We start from the raw sequence: 18199 nt of genomic DNA on the forward strand, positions 1-18199 counted from the left end.
TTTAATCTTTAGTGATGATTCTACCTTCACCAAAAAGCCCTGGTGTTAGATTTGTGGTTTGCACTTCAGCATAAATTTTTCTTGTTTTTACTTCTATACTTGGATAAATAAGGCTGATTTTTCCTTTCAATTCTGTACCATTTTGATCGATTTTATAAAAGAAATCATCGCCTAATCTAACTTTATCTTTATATTTTTCATCAAAACTTAAAATCAGTTTGCTTTGTGGATAGGAAAAAATTTCTATCAAAGGTTGAGCTACTCCTCCTACTCCTTCGCCCACTTGTATAAATTTGTTTGCGATAATAGCATCATAAGGTGCACGCAATTCTTTTTTTGCCATGATATTTTTATAATAAGCTATATTGATTTTTGCTTTGATTAAATTTAAATTAGCTGCATCAAATTTAGCTTTCATATCTTCATAGCTTTGTTTGTCTATAACATTTTCTACAGCTTTGATTTTTTGCATTCTACTTTTAGTATTTTCGTATTCTACAAGGGCAAGTTGATAAGAATTTTGAGCATTTTGAAGAGCTATTTTTTCACTTTCTTGATCAAGAGCAAGTAAAAGTTCTCCTTTGCTGACTTTTTGTCCAATTTCTACAGGAATTTTTTGAACTAAACCTATGCTTTCAAGGGTAAGCTTGCTTTGTTTTGATGCTTCTACATTGAAACTCGCGTAAATTTCTTCGCCAAAGGCGTAATTAAAAGCAAGAAGTAAAAATAGAATTTTTTTCATTCTTTAACCTTTGAATTAAGATCTATACCCGCATTAAAATAATAATTTGCTTTAGTAATTTCAAATTCATTTTTAGCAAGCTCTAAATCGCTTTGTGCTTTAAATTTAGCCTCTAAAGCTTGAAGATATTCCACATAAGAAACAAGTCCTGCTTGGTATTTTTTATCTACACTTTCAAAAGCCAAATTTGCAGCATTTAAGCTAAGATTAAGAGCTAAAATTTGTTCTTGTAAAACTTTTAAACTTTTGTCTAAATAATTTAATTCTTCTTTATTTTTTCTCTCACTAAATCTTGCGTTTGCATTGGCTATTTGAACGTTTAAACGCTCTTTTTCAACTTCTTTAGCCCTTGCATTGAAATCAAAAATTTTCCATTCCATACCTAAAATAAACTGATTACCTTGAGAATATTTTTCTAAGAATTGATCTGCTAAGTTTACAAAAGGAGCTGGAACTTTTGGATTATAATTGTTTTTATAAAAGTTAAAATTATCTTGAATATAAAATTTTGGAAAATATTCAGCTTTTGCTAAATTTACACTTTCTTTAGCAAGATTGATTTGTTCTTTAGCTATCATTACTTCATAGTTTTGACTTTTTTCTTGTTGCGGATTTTCTAAAAAAGCATTCCCTTGCACTTTAAAATCTGTATCACTTAAAATTTTAATCTCTTTTTGTATATTGGCAAGTTTTAATTCATTTTGACTGAGCTCTAATAAGCTTAAATGGTATTTAGCTTTAATGCTTTCAAGTTCATCTTTAGGGCTAAGTCCTGCGTCGTAAAATTTTTGCAATCTTTCAAAAGTTGATTTTAAAAAAGCTACTTTTTGTTGATTTGCTAGTAAAATTTTTTTAAGACTTAGGGTGTTAAAATAAAGTGTGATTGCATTTAGGGCAAGGTAATTTTTGCTTTGTTCTTTGTCTAAAAGGCTTAATTTTTCTTTGCTTTCTAAAGCTCTTAAATTAGCCTCTCTAGCACCCCCATCAAAAAGTAAAAAATTAAGAGAAACTTTAGCAAATAAACTTTCTTGTGGATCGATAATGAAGCGATCTTTATTGTTGGCTACATAAGCTGAGTTTAGACTAAGAGAGGGTAGGTAATTTCTAAAAGCTTGTTCTTTGTCTAAATTTGCTTGTTCGCTTTGCATTTGCTTAATGAGATAGGATTCATTATTTTGACTTAGTGCTATAAATTCGTGCAAATTAGAAGCTAACATTGCTAAGGGATAAAGAGCTAAAAATATAGCTGATTTTAAATATTTTTCAAGCATTTGATATTTTAATATGCTTTATATAAATTTCAATTGAAGTTTTTTATATAAAATAAAATTTATTTGTTTTAAACATAAATTTTGTTAAAATCCTAGCTTTAAAATTTTATATTTAGGATGAAATTTTGTCGGTAAAAAATATTAGAAATTTTTCCATCATAGCACATATAGATCATGGAAAATCTACTCTTGCAGATAGGATTATTAGCGAGTGTGGTGCTATTAGCGATAGGCAGATGAGTTCACAAGTTATGGATACTATGGATATAGAAAAAGAGCGTGGTATCACCATAAAAGCACAATCAGTGCGTTTAAATTATAAATTTAATAATGAAAATTTTGTTTTAAATCTTATTGATACTCCTGGCCATGTGGATTTTTCTTATGAAGTGAGTCGTTCTTTGGCAAGTTGTGAAGGGGCTTTGCTTGTAGTAGATGCTTCTCAAGGTGTTGAAGCACAGACTATAGCTAATGTTTATATAGCGCTTGAAAATAATCTTGAAATCATTCCTGTGATTAATAAAATCGATTTGCCTAATGCTGATGTTGAGAAAGTAAAGCATGAAATCGAGCATATTATAGGTATAGATTGCAAAGATGCAATTTGCGTGAGTGCAAAAACAGGAGTGGGTATAAAAGAGCTTATAGAAACAATTATTACTAAAATCCCTGCACCAAAAACAGATGATGAAGCTCCTACTAAGGCTTTAATTTATGATTCTTGGTTTGATAATTATCTAGGGGCTTTGGCTTTGGTTAGAATTTATGAAGGAAGCATTGCTAAAAATGATGAAGTTTTGGTAATGAGTACAGAAAAAAAACATATAGTTCAAGATCTTTTTTATCCTCATCCCTTAAGTCCTATCAAAACTCAATCCTTGCAATCAGGCGAAGTAGGGGTTGTAGTGCTTGGGCTTAAAACAGTAGGTGATGTGCAAGTGGGCGATACTATCACCTTAGTAAAAAACAAAGCCAAAGAAGCCATAGGGGGATTTGAAAAGGCTAAAGCTTTTGTATTTGCAGGACTTTATCCTATAGAAACGGATAAATTTGAAGACTTAAGAGATGCTTTGGATAAATTAAAGCTTAATGATAGCTCCATCACTTATGAGCCTGAAACCTCTTTAGCTTTAGGTTTTGGTTTTAGGGTAGGATTTTTAGGGCTTTTACATATGGAAGTAATTAAAGAAAGACTTGAAAGAGAATTTAATCTTGATTTAATCGCCACAGCACCAACTGTAACTTATGAGATTTATCAAACCGATGGAGAGCTTATAAAAATTCAAAATCCAAGCGAATTACCGCCGGTGAATAAGATCGATCATATCAAAGAGCCTTATGTAAAAGCTACTATCATTACCCCTAGTGAATTTTTAGGAAATTTAATCACTCTTTTAAATCGAAAAAGAGGAGTGCAGGTTAAGATGGACTATATTACACCTGAGCGTGTTTTATTGGAATACGATGTGCCTTTAAATGAGATTGTGATGGATTTTTATGATAAATTAAAGTCTTTAACAAAAGGATATGCGAGCTTTGATTATGAGCCTATTGAATTTCGTGTAGGGGATTTAGTAAAGCTTGATATTAAAGTAGCGGGTGAAAATGTCGATGCTTTAAGTATTATCGTGCCAAATGAAAAAGCGCAAAGTAAAGGAAGAGAACTTGTTAGTGCTATGAAGGAAATAGTTCCTAGACAGCTTTTTGAAGTGGCCATTCAAGCAAGCATAGGCAATAAAATCATCGCAAGAGAAACGGTTAAGTCTATGGGTAAAAATGTAACCGCAAAATGCTATGGTGGGGATATTACTAGAAAAAGAAAGCTTTTAGAAAAGCAAAAAGAAGGTAAAAAAAGAATGAAAGCTATAGGTAAGGTAAATTTACCTCAAGAGGCTTTTTTGAGTGTTTTAAAGATAGATTGATGATAAATTTAAAACTTGGCTTGAAATTTGCTTGTATTTTTAATACAATTTAGAAAAATATTTTTCAAAATATTTTTTAAGGAGAAAAAGATGAATAAGAAAATTTTATTTTTTATAGCATTGGCTTTATTTTTAAATGCTTGTGCGAGCAAACAAAATACTTTTACTCAAGTAAATCAGCTTTCTAAAGCTTCTCAGTGTGTTCCTTGCGAGAGTTCTAGTGGTTTTGAGGCAAAAATCAAAGGCCTTTTATATGTTAGCGATATTGGGATACAATGTTGTGCAAATAAAAGAACTTTAGATACGGGTGTGGCTCTCAAAAAAGTCTACTTGCATAGATTTTATGATTTAAAAGAAGAGCAAAAAGTGCTTAATGCCAATGGGCAAAAATTATTTGTAAATCTTGATTTTAATGCTATTTTTTATGTTTATTTAAAACAAGAGCTTGAAGCAAGAGGTATTATCGTCCTTGATGATAATAAAGCCAATTCACCTTATGTAACTAAAATTGATCTTGCTTTTACGGGTTATAGTGCAAAACAAGATAGTCTAGGACTTCATTCAAGACTTGTTGGAGTATTAAGCTTGAGTGATATTAATAAAAATAAAAAATTCACTTTACGCACCAAACAAGATGTTCAAGGTTTTGAAAATTTAAAAGATATCAGTTTTTACACACATTTACTGATTAAACAGATGGCAAATAAAGCAGCAAGCATAATCTCAGAGCTTTGAAATGTTTAAATTGCGGAGTTTTTACTCTGCTTTGTTTTTGTCATCATTGCGCTGAAGAATTATCGGAATTTTCTTTAGGCGTAAGAGAACTTGAAAAAGATTTTAAAGTTTATTCTTTTTATAAATATCATGAGATTAAACATCTTTTGCACGCTAAACATAAATTTTATGGTTATTTTGTATTTCATTTCTTGGCAAAATTAAGTTTTTTTAAATTTAAAAATTTTTTTTCTGTAAATGAGCAAATTAATGTTATTCCTTTAGATGATAGAGTTGAAAATTTACTTTATTCTCATTCAGCCATCTTAGCAAAATATTTAAAGACAGAATTTATTAAGCCTATATTTGGTGCCTTACATGCACAAAATCATCTAAAGTATTCTGGAAAAAGTTTAAAATTTAGACAAGACAATAAAAGAAAATTTAAACTTTTAAAAAAAATTAACAATCCTGTAATTTTGGTAGATGATATTGTATCTTCGGGTTCTAGTTTACTTGAAGCTAAGCAATTTTTAGAAAAAAATAAAATTTCTGTTCTTTTTGCGGTTGTTTTAGCTGATGCAAAAGTTTAATATGCTATAATAATAGTTTGAAATTGCGAAGGAAAATTGATGGAGAATATTTTTAATAAAGATTCTGATATTGAACTTATAGATATAGAAAATTCTATTAAAAGTAGTTATTTAGATTATTCTATGAGCGTTATTATCGGTCGTGCACTTCCTGACGCTAGAGATGGCTTAAAGCCTGTTCACAGAAGAATACTTTATGCTATGAATGATCTTGGCGTAGGAAGTAGAAGTGCATATAAAAAATCTGCTCGTATAGTAGGGGATGTTATCGGTAAGTATCATCCACATGGCGATACTGCTGTTTACGATGCCTTAGTAAGAATGGCACAAGATTTCTCTATGCGTTATCCAAGTATCGATGGACAAGGAAACTTTGGTTCTATCGATGGTGATGGCGCTGCTGCAATGCGTTATACTGAAGCTAGAATGACAATTTTAGCAGAAGAGCTTTTACGCGATATAGATAAAGATACGGTAGATTTTGTTCCAAACTACGATGATTCTATGAGTGAGCCCGATGTTTTACCTGCTAGGGTGCCAAATTTATTATTAAATGGCTCTAGTGGTATTGCTGTAGGTATGGCGACAAATATTCCTCCGCATAGTCTTAACGAGCTTGTAGATGGACTTTTGTATTTGCTTGATCATAAGGATGCTAGTTTAGAAGATTTGATGCAATTTATCAAAGGTCCTGATTTCCCAACGGGTGGGATAATTTATGGCAAAAAAGGCATTATCGAAGCTTATCGCACAGGGCGTGGTAGAGTAAAAATAAGAGCTAAAACTCACATAGAAAAAAAATCCAATAAAGACATTATCGTTATAGATGAACTTCCATATCAGACTAATAAAGCAAGACTCATAGAACAAATTGCAGAGCTTGTAAAAGAAAAGCAAATCGAAGGAATTTCAGAAGTTAGAGATGAGAGTGATAGAGAAGGAATTCGTGTTGTAATCGAACTCAAGCGTGAGGCGATGAGTGAGATAGTGCTTAATAATCTTTTTAAATCTACTACAATGGAAAGTACTTTTGGTGTGATTATGCTTGCTATTCACAACAAAGAGCCAAAAATCTTTTCTTTAATTGAACTTTTAAATCTTTTCTTAAACCATAGAAAAACAGTGATTATCAGACGAACAATTTTTGAACTTCAAAAAGCAAGAGCAAGAGCTCACATTTTAGAAGGTTTAAAAATAGCTTTAGATAATATTGATGAAGTTATAGCTTTAATTAAAAATAGTCCTGATAATACTACAGCAAGAGATTCTTTGGTAGCTAAATTTGGACTTACCGAGCTTCAAGCTAATGCGATTTTAGATATGAAACTCGGCCGTTTAACAGGACTTGAAAGAGAAAAAATTGAAAATGAACTTGCAGAGCTTATGAAAGAAATCGCAAGACTTGATGAGATTTTAAAAAGCGAAACTTTGCTAGAAAATCTTATCCGCGATGAATTAAAAGAGATAAAAAGCAAATTTGATGTGCCGCGTATTACGCAAATAGAAGATGATTATGATGATATTGATATTGAAGATTTGATTCCTAATGAAAATATGGTTGTAACCATTACTCATCGTGGATACATTAAAAGAGTGCCAAGTAAACAATACGAAAAACAAAAACGCGGTGGAAAAGGTAAGCTTGCTGTAACGACTTATGATGATGATTTTATCGAAAGTTTCTTTACTGCTAATACTCATGATACATTAATGTTTGTTACTGATAGAGGACAGCTTTATTGGTTGAAAGTTTATAAGATACCTGAAGGCTCAAGAACAGCTAAAGGAAAAGCGGTTGTTAATTTGATTAATTTACAAGCTGATGAAAAAATCATGGCTATCATTCCGACTACTGATTTTGATGAAAACAAATCCTTATGTTTCTTTACTAAAAATGGTATAGTAAAACGCACCAATTTAAGTGAATATCAAAATATCAGAAGTGTGGGTGTAAAAGCGATTAACTTAGATGAAAATGATGAATTAGTTACTGCTATTATCGTTCAAAGAGATGAGAATGAAGAAACAGGACTTTTAGATGATGACAGTCTTAATGATGAAAATACAAACTCTGATGAAAATTTAATTGAATCCATTAAGGGTAAAATGCTCTTTGCAGTGACTAAAAAGGGTATGTGTATTAAATTTCCTCTTGCAAAAGTGCGTGAGATTGGTCGCGTAAGTCGTGGGGTAACAGCTATTAAGTTTAAAGAGAAAAATGACGAATTAGTAGGTGCTGTTGTTATAGAAAATGATGAGCAAGAGATTTTAAGTATCAGCGCTAAGGGTATAGGAAAGCGAACAAATGCGGGAGAATATAGACTTCAAAGCAGAGGCGGAAAAGGTGTCATTTGTATGAAGTTAACCGATAAAACCAAAGAGCTTATTAGCGTTGTAATTGTAGATGAAAGTATGGATTTAATGGCACTAACAAGCAGTGGTAAAATGATACGCGTTGATATGCAAAGCATTAGAAAAGCGGGGCGTAATACCAGTGGTGTTATTGTGGTTAATGTTGAAAATGACGAGGTGGTTAGCATCGCTAAATGTCCTAAAGAAGAGCTTGAGGATGAAATAAGCGATGAAAACTTAGATTTAAATTTATAATAGTTATTTGAGTTGGAACGCTTTTTGCTTTTTTATCAAATAATTACAATATTTTGAAGGTGTAAATATGAAAAAATTTTATTTTATGCTAATAATAGCAGGAATTTTTGCAGGGTGTACAGCGAGTACAAACAGTACTACAGCTAAAAATCCAAATAGTCCAAGTACTTCAGCTCAAGCATCGGATATTGTTGTTCAAAAAGTGGATAAAGACGATGTTCGTGATATTATTAGAGAAGAAAAAATGCTAGCTCCTGATGTAAGCGAAAGTGAGCTTAGTTTTAGTGCTGTAGGAGAAGGAATTGCTCCTCTTAATACTGTTTCAAGTGCTCAAGCTTTAGCATTAGCAAAAAGAGCCGCAATTACAGATGCTTATAGACAGCTTGCAAGTAAGCTTTATGGCGTTAAAGTTAATGGTAAAGATACTGTAAAAGATGCAATGCTTAGAAGCTCAACCATCACTGTACAAGTAAATGGTTTAATTAAAAATGCTAGCATAATTGATGAGAATTTTAATCAAGGCCTTTACAGAGTTAATGTAGAACTTAAGATTGATGCGGACAAGTGGAAAGAATTGTTTGCTTATTAATATTTTTTAGTTTTAAACTAATTGCCCAAGATGAATTTATATTTTGGGCAGAACTTTCTAACAAAAATTTAATCCTTTTTCATCAAAGTCAAAATTTATCCCCTGCAATGACGCGTAGTGAAAATACTATAAGTGAATTTGCTTGCGAAATTTCTTATACTGATGATGATTTAAAAAAACTTCCAAGAACAGAATTGGGTATGATAGATGATGATATGTCTAAGGCTATTAAATTTGATTTTTTAAATGCCCATAAAGATGAATTAAGTGATTGTTTTATGGGTGCTAGAATTTCTGTAAAAGATATAGTCAAAACAGACTTGTTAAAAGCACAAAATGAAACCTATGTTAAAATTTTACCTTTGCGTTTTAGTGTAGAATTTGGAGAAAGAAATGCTTTGATTTACTATCTTAAAAAAAAGTAAATTTAAGCCGTATTTTGCTATTATTTGCTAAAAAATCAAAGGCTAGTTATGAATTTGGTGATTGTTGAAGATGATATCAATATGCGAAAATCCCTTGAAATAGCTCTTGGGGAATATGAAGAATTTCAAATAAAATCTTACAAATCAGCCACAGAAGCTTTAAAAAAAATTGATTCAGATACAGATTTGATTATTACAGATATTAATATGCCTGGAATTGATGGACTAGAATTTATTAAGGCTTGTGAAAATAAATATGATTTTATCATTATGACAGGAAATGCAACTTTAAATCGCGCCATAGAAGCGGTACGCTTAGGTGTGAAGGATTTTTTAACTAAACCTTTTGATATAGAAACTTTGGTTGAGGCTATCAAGCGTGCAAAAGTTATTCGAGAAAAAACTGCGGATAAAAAAATAAAAAAGCAAGAAGAAAAACAAGAAAATGGTTTTTTCTCGAGTTCTGATAAATTAGAACAAGTTTTAAGCTTGAGTCAAAAGGCTGCTAAAACAGATGCATCAGTTATGCTTTTTGGTGAGAGTGGCGTGGGTAAAGAAGTTTTTTCACGTTTTATTCATCAAAATTCTAAACGCTCCCAAAAGCCTTTTGTAGCTATCAATATGGCTGCCATCCCTTCAAATTTGATAGAAAGTGAGCTTTTTGGATTTGAAAAAGGGGCATTTACTGATGCTAATGCCACCAAAATAGGACTTTTTGAAATGGCAAATAATGGAACTTTATTTTTAGATGAAATAGGTGAAATGCCTTATGAAATTCAAGCCAAACTCTTAAGGGCCTTGCAAGAAAAAGAAATCACAAGACTTGGAAGTACTAAAAGTATCAAAATAGATGTAAGGATTATTAGTGCGACCAATGCAAATTTGCAAGATAAGATCGATAATGGAGAATTTAGATCGGATTTGTATTATCGTTTAAATACAGTTCCTATTAATATACCCCCTTTAAGAGAAAGAAAAGAAGAAATTTTGGGCATAGCGCAAAAAGTTTTAGAAAATACTTGTAAAGAGTATGAGCTCGAAATGAAAAAAATAAGTCAAGAAGCTCAAAAAGCTTTGCTTGAATATAATTTTCCAGGCAATATAAGAGAGCTTATTTCTATAGTTCAGCGTGCTTGTATTTTAAGCGAGGGATTAGAAATTTCAGAACAAGATTTATTTTTAGAAGCAAGAAGTGTAAAAAAAGATGTAAAAAATTTAGAAAAAGAATTGCTAGAGCAAATTTTAGAGCAATGTGAATTTGATAAAGAAAAAGTAAGCAACGAACTTGGAATGAGTATAGAAAATTTAAACAATAAAATCAAACAATACAAAATAAAGGAAAAATAATGTCAAAAAAACAAAAAATAGCTATAGTTGGAGCAACAGGTGCGGTTGGAGAAGAGCTTTTAAATGTATTAGATGAGCTTGATTTTCCAGTCGAGAGTATTTTGCCTTTGGCTAGTGCAAAAAGCGCAGGTAATCAAATAGAATTTAGAGGCAAATCTTATACAATAAAAGAGCTTACCGAGGATGTTTTTAGAGAAAATCCTGTAGATATAGCTTTTTTTAGTGCAGGCGGAAGTGTAAGTGAAAAATATGCTAAATTTGCTGCAGAAGCAGGTGCTGTGATAATTGATAACACAAGTCATTTTAGAATGGAAAAAGATGTGCCTTTAGTCGTTCCAGAATGCAATCCTGAAGATATTAAAGAATGGAAAAAAACAGGTATCATTGCAAATCCAAATTGTTCAACTATACAAATGGTGCATATTTTAAAACCTTTAAATGATGCTTTTGATTTAAAGCGTGTGGATGTAAGTACCTATCAAGCAGCAAGTGGAGCAGGTAAGGAAGGTATGGAAGAATTGGTTCGCGCAATGCAAAGCTTTTTTGCTTTCAAGCTTGATGAATTTGAAGCTCAAACATTTCCTCATACTTTAGCACTTAATTTGATTCCTCAAATTGATGTATTTATGGATAATGGCTATACAAAAGAAGAGCTTAAAATGATCAATGAAACACAAAAAATTCTTCATAAAAATTTAGAAATTTCAGCTACTTGTGTAAGAGTTCCAGTTTTAAGAAGTCATAGTGAAGCAATTACTATGCATTTTGCAAAAGAAGTAGATGTAAATAAAGCAAGAGATATACTCCAAAATGCACCAAGTGTTGTTGTTATAGATGAACCAAAAGATAAAAAATATCCTATGCCTTTAATGACTAGCGATACAAATGAAACCTATGTGGGTAGAATTCGCTTAGATGTTGCACATAAAAATATACTTCATCTTTGGTGCGTAGCAGATCAAATTCGCGTAGGTGCTGCTACAAATGCAGTGCGCATTGCTCAAAAATGGTTAGAATTAGAAAATAAATAAAAGGAGTAAAAGAGTGTTAGAGAAAATTTTTGAATCCTTGCTTGTTAAAAGTCGTATTGTTACAATTTTACCCGTAATATTCGGTCTTGTGGGCGCTTTTGTTTTATTTTTTATTGCAAGCTATGATGTTTTAAAAGTAATTCTTTATACTTATCAATATTTCTTTAGCGCTGGAATCAAGATTGATTTACATGAAGATGTGGTAGCTTTGATTATAGGAGCTGTAGATCTTTATCTTATGGCTTTGGTTTTATTTATTTTTTCTTTTGGAGTGTATGAACTTTTTATTAGCGAGATAGAAGAATTTAAACAAACCAAGCAAAGTAAAGTCTTGGAGGTGCATAGTTTAGATCAGCTTAAAGATAAGCTTGCAAAAGTGATTATCATGGTTTTGGTAGTAAATTTCTTTCAAAGGGTATTACAAATGAAATTTGCTACTCCTACAGATATGGCTTTTCTTGCCGGATCTATTTTAGCTCTTTGTGTGGGGCTTTATTTTTTACACAAGGGCGGACATTGAGGCTTGATTATCTTTTTTTGATATAATTAAAATTTTGGTTTGTAAGGGTGATTATGAAAAAGCTATTTTTGATTTTATCGGCGGTAATTAATGTTTTAACTTTTTCTTATGCGGCTCCCTTAGATGAAGTTTTTAAAGATGTTGAAGTTTCGGGCGTTGTGCGCTATAGATACGAGACGCAAAGGGTTAAAAAAACAGATAATAAAAACAAAAAACACAATGTTACAAACCGCACCGAAATCACTATAAAATAGAGGTAGGATATGTTTCGTTACTTGACAATTTTTTCGATTTTTGTTGTAGCGCTTTTTGGTATAAATTTGAAGTCTTTTTTTACTTATACTTTTGATGCAAATAAACAATACGATATGGTTCAAGCCAAGGATTTATATTTTAAAAATAAATGCAATACTTGCCATGGAGATAATGCTGAAAAAAGTGTCGCAGGTTCTAGAGTATTAAAAGATATGTCTCCTGAGGATATTAAAGCGGCCTTGGTGGGTTATACTCTTGATGGTAGTACTTCTGCTAATGCTTCACAAATGGCTTTTTATGCTAGAAATTTAAGCCACGATGATATGGATAATATCATTGCATATATCAAGGGTGGAAATTTTGCTGTTGATTTGCAAGTGAAAGATTTATTAGAAGAAGAACCACCGCAAAAAACGAAACATAATACTTTTTTAAAATAAAATATTGAGTTTAATTTAATGAAAGGATGGATAAGATGAAAAAAGTTACTTTAGTTTTTAGTGCCTTAGCTTTGGCAAATTGTTTATATGCAAAAACAATTAATTTAGGAGTAGTGTTGCCATTAACAGGACCAGTGGCTGCTTATGGGCAAGATGTTTTTAATGGTATAGAACTTGCTAATAAATTAAATGCTAAGTTAGATAATGGTGATGAAGTAAAGTTAATCGTTATTGATACTAAAGGCGATAAACTTGAAACTACAAGTGCAGTAAATCGTCTTATAGCGCAAGATAAGGTTATAGGGATTATAGGAGAGGCTACCACGCCAAATACTATACAAGCTATATCAATTGTAGAAGATAAAAAAATTCCACTCATTGCTCCAGTAGCTTCAGGAGATAAACTTCTAGAGGGCAAAAAATACGCTTCTCGTGTGTGCTTTAGCGATAGTTTTCAAGGGGATAAATTTGCGAGTTATGTTACAAAAGAATTAAACCTTAAAAATACTGTTGTTATTATAGATCAAAGTAATGTTTATTCTTTAGGACTTGCAAAAGCTTTTGAAAAATCTTTAAAAGAGAATGGCGGTAAGGTGATCAAAAAACTTGCAATCAGTTCAGGCGATAAAGATTTTAGAGCTGTAGTTTCACAGCTTAAAAGTTTAAATCCTGATTTTGTTTATATGCCAATTTATCATCCTGAAGCTGCTCTTATTGCTAGACAAGCTAAACAAATTGGTTTTGATAAATTATTAGCTGCTGGAGATGGGGTTAATAATCAAACTTTTATAGATTTGGGCTCAACTGCTGTAAATGGAGTGGTTTTTACAGATAGTTTTGACTCAAGTAACCCTTCTACTGCTCGTGGTAAAACTTTTATCAATGAATATGAAAAAATAAAAGGCAATGCAAATCTTCCAGCTTTTTCAGCTATGGGTGCGGATGCTTATTATGTAATGCTAAATGCTATGAATGCTTGCCAAAATACACTTACTAGCGAGTGTATCAATGAAAAAATCCATCAAACAAGCAATTACGAAGGTGTGGGTGGAATTATTAGCATTGATGCAAGCGGTAATGCAATTCGTCCTGTTGTTATAAAAGAAATACAAGATGGCAAGCAAGTTTATAAAACTTTAATCAATCCTAAGGAAAAGTAATGAAAAAGAAAATAATTTTAGCAGCAGCTTTGGCTTTAAGTTTACAAGCAAAAGAAGTAAATTTAGGAGTTGTTTTACCTTTAAGTGGGGCAACGGCAGCTTATGGACAAAGTGCTTTAGAGGGTATAAAATTAGCTAATGAAATGCAAAGTACTTTAGCTAACGGAGATAAAATCAATCTTGTTGTTTTGGATACTAAGGGAGATAAGATCGAATCCGCAAGTGCTGCTACCCGCCTTGTAAATCAAGATAAGGTATTAGGACTTATCGGTGAAATGGTTACTGCAAATACTTTACAAGTAATGCGCATAGCTGAAGAAAATAAAGTTCCTCTTATCGCTCCTGCTGCAACAGGAGATAAGCTTTTAGAAAACAAATTATATTCAAGTAGAGTTTGCTTTATGGATAGTTTTCAAGGCTCATCTTTGGCAAAATACGCTTTTGAAAAATTAAACCACAAAAAAGCTGTAATTGTGGTTGATCAAAGTACGGATTATTCTTTAGGACTTGCTAAGGCTTTTGAAAAAGAATTTAAGGCTAAGGGTGGTGAAATTTTAAAAACTCTTAGAGTAAATTCAGGCGATAAAGATTTTAAAGCTATTGCAACTCAAATTAAAATTTTAAATCCTGATTTTATTTTCCTTCCGCTTTATTATAGCGAAGCTTCTTTGTTTGTTAGGCAAGCAAAGCTCATAGGTTTAAATACCCCAATGGGTTCAGCTGATGGGGTTGCAGATGCTACTTTTATTAAATTAGCAGGCAATGCAAGCGAAGGATATATTTTTACAGATAGCTTTGATGCAAACAATCCTACAACCCAGCTAAGTAAAGATTTTATAGCTAAATACGCAAAGGAAAATCAAAGTAAAGAGGTTCCAAATTTTACAGCTATGGGAGCGGATGCTTATTTTGTAATGTTTAATGCTATGAATGCTTGTCAAAATACACTTACAAGTGAGTGTATTAATGAAAAAATTCACCAAACAAACAATTATGAAGGAGTTTCTGGGGTTATTAGTATCGATAAAAGCGGAAATGCAACTCGTTCTGTGGTAGTGAAAGAAATTAAAAATCAAAAACAAACTTATAAAGATACTATAAATCCTTAGGAAAAATATGGACTCTACTTTATTTTTACAACAACTTGTTAATGGTCTTAGTCTAGGCAGCATGTACGCACTTATTGCCGTGGGCTATACCATGGTATATGGTGTATTAAGGCTGATCAATTTTGCACACGGTGATATTATGATGGTGGGTGCTTATATAGCCCTTTTGTTGATAAATTTTTTTTCTCCAATTATCAATCATTTAAATCAAACTTTTTTTGGTAGCGATGAGCTTGGAAAATATCTTGTTGTTATTTTTGCAGCTGCACTTGTGGCTTCTATGATCTTTTCTTCTATTGTGGGAATATTGATAGATAAAATTGCCTATAAGCCTTTAAGAAAAGCTCCTAGAATTTCATTATTGATAACTGCAATCGGTATTAGCTTTTTTTTACAAAATCTTTTTAATGTGATTTTTACTTCAACCGAACAGCAATTTCCAGCACCACCAATATTTGAAACTTTGGTTAGCATAGGCGGTGTTAGTACAACTTTAGGTTCGTTGCTTGTACCTTTAGTAACTCTAGTAGTAATGCTTGGAGTCCTTTTTATCCTTTATAAAAGTAAATACGGCATAGCCATTCGTGCTTTGGCTTTTGATATACAAACTGTAAATTTAATGGGAATTAATGCAAATAGAATTATTGCCATTGTTTTTGCTTTAGGATCTGCTTTAGCTGCTCTAGCAGGGATTTTTTGGTCGAGTAATTACTATTCTGCTTATCCTACTATGGGAACTTTAGTTGGACTTAAGGCCTTTGCAGCAGCAGTTTTAGGAGGGATTGGCTCTGTAGTAGGAGCGGTTCTAGGAGGACTCATTATAGGATTGACTGAAGTTATGGCCGTGGCTTTCTTTCCAGAGCTTTCGGGTTTTAAGGATGCTTTTGCTTTTATTTTTCTTGTGTTTATCTTACTTTTTAGACCAACGGGAATTTTGGGCATAAATTTTGAAAAGAGTAGGTTTTAAAAATGGTAAAAATTAAAATTTCAGCTTTAGTTTATATTGTTTTAGCTATTGCTTTTATTATGCTTGCTCCACAATTTTTTGATGGCTATGGTATTGGTATATTAAATCAAATTGCTATTTATATTACTTTAGCAGTAAGTTATAATTTAATCAATGGTGTCACAGGTCAGTTTTCTTTAGAGCCAAATGGTTTTATAGCAGTAGGTGCTTATGCTGCGGCTCTAGTGCTTTTAAGCTCGGAACAAAAATTAGATTTATTCAGTTTAGAAGACCCAAATCCTATCATTTTAGCTTTGCATACAAATTCTTTCATCTTAGCACTTTTAGTCGCTGGCTTTAGCGCTTGTGTTTTATCTTTAATCCTTGCTTTTGCTGTTTTTCGTGTAAGAGGGGATTATCTAGCTATTGTAACTTTAGGTTTTGGTATTATTATCCAAAAATTAGCGATTAATTTTCCAAGTTGGACAAATGGATCTATGGGCTTAAATGGTATTCCTTTGCTTTCAAATCTTTATTGGACAGGTGGAGTGGCGATTATATCTGTTATTTTGATTTTAAATTTGGTTTATTCTAAATTTGGCAGGGCAATGCAAGCAATTAGAGATGATGAAGACGCTGCAAGCGCTATGGGAGTAAATACTTTTTGGACTAAAACTCTTGCTTTTGGAACTTCTGCTTTTTTAGAGGGCGTAGGTGGAGGACTTTTGGTTTGTCTTCTTGCCTCTGTTTCTCCAGAGCAATTTGGTTTTGAATTTACTTTTATGTTGCTTATAATTATAGTTTTAGGCGGCTTAGGTTCTACTACGGGAGCTATTTTGGGAGCTATTTTGATCATAGGTGGAAGAGAGTGGTTAAGATTTTTAGATGAAATGCAGATTAAAATCGATTTTCTAGGTATCGATATGGGTTCTATGCCAGGACTTAGAATGGTGGTTTTTTCTTTAATTCTTATTTTAGTTATGCTTTTTGCACGACGCGGAATTTTTGGCGATAGAGAGCTTAATTCCTTCTTTAAAAGACCTTCTAAAAAAGGACTTAAATAATGATTTTGGAGCTTAAGAATATTACTAAAAAATTTGGGGAAGTGAGAGCTATTAATGAAACTTCTTTTCATATTAAAGAGGGTGAAATTTTTGCTCTAATTGGTCCTAATGGTGCGGGCAAAACAACACTTTTTAATATTATTACAGGCAATTATAAACCAACAAGCGGAGAAGTATTTTTTCAAAATAAGAAAATTAATGATTTAAAGCCTCATAAAATTGTGCATTTAGGCATAGCAAGAACCTTTCAAAACATTAGATTATTTTCAAGTATGAGTGTGCTTGAAAATGTTATGATAGGTTTTGATAAACAAATGAAATATAGCGTTTTGGAAGCTTTTTTGCATTTAGGTCGTTTCCATAGGGTTGAGCAAGAATTTAAAAATAAAGCTTATAAGCTTTTAGAAGAACTCGGTATTAGTGAATTTGCAGATGAGAAAGCTACGAGTTTAAGTTATGGTCAGCAAAGAAAAGTTGAAATTGCAAGAGCTATGGCTACAAACCCAAAACTTCTTTTACTTGATGAACCTGCTGCAGGTATGAATTCTAGCGAAAGCGATGAATTAGCAGAGCTTATTTTAAAGCTTAGAAAAGACTATAAGATCAGCGTTTTGCTTATAGAGCACGATATGAAATTTGTTAATAAGCTTTGTGATAAAGTTTTGGTGCTTGATTACGGTAAGACTATTTTTGAAGGAAAAATAAGTGATGCTGTAAATCATAAAGAGGTAATTGCTGCTTATTTGGGAGATTTTGATGCTAGTAGTTAAAAATTTGCATGTTTATTATGGCTTGATTGAAGCAGTTAAGGGTATAGATTTTAAAGTAGAAACAGGTCATATAGTTTCTCTTATTGGCTCTAATGGAGCAGGAAAGACTTCTACTCTCAATGCGCTTTTAAATGCAGTAAAACGAACTGGAGAAATAAATTTTTTAGGTTATGATACAAAAAGGCATCTAACTCATACTTTGGTGCAAAAAGGTATAGCTTTAGTGCCTGAAGGAAGGCGCGTTTTTATCAATCTTAGTGTCGAAGAAAATTTAAAAATAGGTGCTTATAATAATAGTGAAAACTATGAGCACTTAAGAGAGCAAATGTATAAGTTATTTCCAAGACTTGCGAGCAAAAAACATGCTATGGCAGGAAATTTAAGTGGAGGGGAAGCTCAAATGCTTGCTATTTCAAGAGCTTTGATGAGCGAACCTAAGCTTTTAATGCTTGATGAGCCCTCGCTTGGACTTGCTCCTAAGATAGTTGGAGAGGTTTTTGATATCATAGTGCGTTTAAAGGAAGAGGGCATTACTATACTTTTAGTGGAACAAAATGCTTACTCTGCGTTAAAGATAAGTGATTATGCTTATGTTTTAGAAAATGGACTTATTGCAATGCAAGGTGAGGCTAAAAAACTCATAGGCGATGACAATATTAGAAAAAAATATTTAGGATTATGATACAGAGGTTAG

The 18199-nt window shown here is 32.2% G+C and carries 19 protein-coding genes; 17 read left to right on the forward strand and 2 right to left on the reverse strand.

Annotation, left to right across the window (positions count from 1 at the left end):
• Position 1: 1 nt before the first annotated feature.
• Positions 2-742, reverse strand: a complete 741-nt coding sequence (cmeE, locus tag FOC43_RS02500; protein ID WP_002779067.1) for a multidrug efflux RND transporter periplasmic adaptor subunit CmeE — start codon at positions 740-742, stop codon at positions 2-4.
• Positions 739-2013, reverse strand: coding sequence for a multidrug efflux RND transporter outer membrane subunit CmeD (cmeD, locus tag FOC43_RS02505; protein ID WP_002779066.1), 1275 nt, complete (start codon positions 2011-2013; stop codon positions 739-741). Before cmeD ends, cmeE begins: the two co-directional genes overlap by 4 nt.
• A gap of 125 nt (positions 2014-2138) precedes the next feature.
• On the opposite strand from cmeD, the gene lepA reads away from it, so the two are divergent.
• The 17 genes from lepA (at position 2139) to FOC43_RS02590 (ending at position 18187) form a co-directional block, all read left to right on the forward strand.
• Positions 2139-3935, forward strand: a complete 1797-nt coding sequence (gene lepA, locus FOC43_RS02510) for a translation elongation factor 4 (RefSeq protein WP_002779065.1) — start codon at positions 2139-2141, stop codon at positions 3933-3935.
• 90 nt (positions 3936-4025) lie between these two features.
• Positions 4026-4670 (forward strand): outer membrane lipoprotein MapA, encoded by a 645-nt coding sequence (gene mapA, locus FOC43_RS02515; RefSeq protein WP_002779064.1) that lies wholly within the window; start codon positions 4026-4028, stop codon positions 4668-4670.
• Positions 4667-5242, forward strand: a complete 576-nt coding sequence (locus FOC43_RS02520; RefSeq protein WP_002779063.1) for a phosphoribosyltransferase family protein — start codon at positions 4667-4669, stop codon at positions 5240-5242. The genes mapA and FOC43_RS02520 overlap by 4 nt, the downstream gene beginning before the upstream one ends.
• Positions 5243-5281: 39 nt before the next feature.
• Positions 5282-7849, forward strand: coding sequence for a DNA gyrase subunit A (gene gyrA / locus FOC43_RS02525; protein WP_002779062.1), 2568 nt, complete (start codon positions 5282-5284; stop codon positions 7847-7849).
• Between the two features lie 67 nt (positions 7850-7916).
• Positions 7917-8438 carry a flagellar assembly lipoprotein FlgP gene (gene flgP, locus FOC43_RS02530; protein WP_004284020.1) on the forward strand — a complete coding sequence of 174 codons (522 nt, stop codon included), beginning with the start codon at positions 7917-7919 and terminating at the stop codon, positions 8436-8438.
• Entirely contained in the window at positions 8414-8863 is a 450-nt protein-coding gene (locus FOC43_RS02535; protein WP_002779058.1) for a hypothetical protein, read from the forward strand. The genes flgP and FOC43_RS02535 overlap by 25 nt, the downstream gene beginning before the upstream one ends.
• A 48-nt stretch (positions 8864-8911) precedes the next feature.
• Positions 8912-10210, forward strand: a complete 1299-nt coding sequence (locus tag FOC43_RS02540) for a sigma-54-dependent transcriptional regulator (RefSeq protein ID WP_002790196.1) — start codon at positions 8912-8914, stop codon at positions 10208-10210.
• Positions 10210-11241: an aspartate-semialdehyde dehydrogenase gene (locus FOC43_RS02545; protein WP_002779054.1), complete on the forward strand. Its 1032-nt coding sequence runs from the start codon at positions 10210-10212 to the stop codon at positions 11239-11241. The genes FOC43_RS02540 and FOC43_RS02545 overlap by 1 nt, the downstream gene beginning before the upstream one ends.
• Positions 11242-11254: 13 nt before the next feature.
• Positions 11255-11761 (forward strand): YqhA family protein, encoded by a 507-nt coding sequence (locus FOC43_RS02550; protein WP_002779051.1) that lies wholly within the window; start codon positions 11255-11257, stop codon positions 11759-11761.
• A 53-nt stretch (positions 11762-11814) separates the two neighbouring features.
• Positions 11815-12015, forward strand: a complete 201-nt coding sequence (locus tag FOC43_RS02555) for a mini-MOMP protein (protein ID WP_004284025.1) — start codon at positions 11815-11817, stop codon at positions 12013-12015.
• A 9-nt stretch (positions 12016-12024) separates the two neighbouring features.
• Positions 12025-12456: a c-type cytochrome gene (locus FOC43_RS02560; protein WP_002779047.1), complete on the forward strand. Its 432-nt coding sequence runs from the start codon at positions 12025-12027 to the stop codon at positions 12454-12456.
• Between the two features lie 35 nt (positions 12457-12491).
• Positions 12492-13616 (forward strand): ABC transporter substrate-binding protein, encoded by a 1125-nt coding sequence (locus tag FOC43_RS02565; protein WP_023890828.1) that lies wholly within the window; start codon positions 12492-12494, stop codon positions 13614-13616.
• Complete coding sequence (locus tag FOC43_RS02570) at positions 13616-14725, forward strand: ABC transporter substrate-binding protein (protein WP_002779043.1); 1110 nt, start codon at positions 13616-13618, stop codon at positions 14723-14725. The genes FOC43_RS02565 and FOC43_RS02570 overlap by 1 nt, the downstream gene beginning before the upstream one ends.
• A 7-nt stretch (positions 14726-14732) precedes the next feature.
• Positions 14733-15692 carry a branched-chain amino acid ABC transporter permease gene (locus tag FOC43_RS02575; protein WP_002779036.1) on the forward strand — a complete coding sequence of 320 codons (960 nt, stop codon included), beginning with the start codon at positions 14733-14735 and terminating at the stop codon, positions 15690-15692.
• Between the two features lie 2 nt (positions 15693-15694).
• Positions 15695-16735: a branched-chain amino acid ABC transporter permease gene (locus tag FOC43_RS02580; RefSeq protein WP_002782148.1), complete on the forward strand. Its 1041-nt coding sequence runs from the start codon at positions 15695-15697 to the stop codon at positions 16733-16735.
• Positions 16735-17505 carry an ABC transporter ATP-binding protein gene (locus FOC43_RS02585; RefSeq protein ID WP_002790197.1) on the forward strand — a complete coding sequence of 257 codons (771 nt, stop codon included), beginning with the start codon at positions 16735-16737 and terminating at the stop codon, positions 17503-17505. The genes FOC43_RS02580 and FOC43_RS02585 overlap by 1 nt, the downstream gene beginning before the upstream one ends.
• On the forward strand, positions 17492-18187 hold the full coding sequence (locus FOC43_RS02590; RefSeq protein ID WP_002782151.1) for an ABC transporter ATP-binding protein: 696 nt from the start codon (positions 17492-17494) through the stop codon (positions 18185-18187). The genes FOC43_RS02585 and FOC43_RS02590 overlap by 14 nt, the downstream gene beginning before the upstream one ends.
• The last annotated feature ends 12 nt before the right edge of the window (positions 18188-18199 follow it).

It is taken from the genome of Campylobacter coli, assembly GCF_009730395.1.
Lineage (GTDB): Bacteria > Campylobacterota > Campylobacteria > Campylobacterales > Campylobacteraceae > Campylobacter_D > Campylobacter_D coli.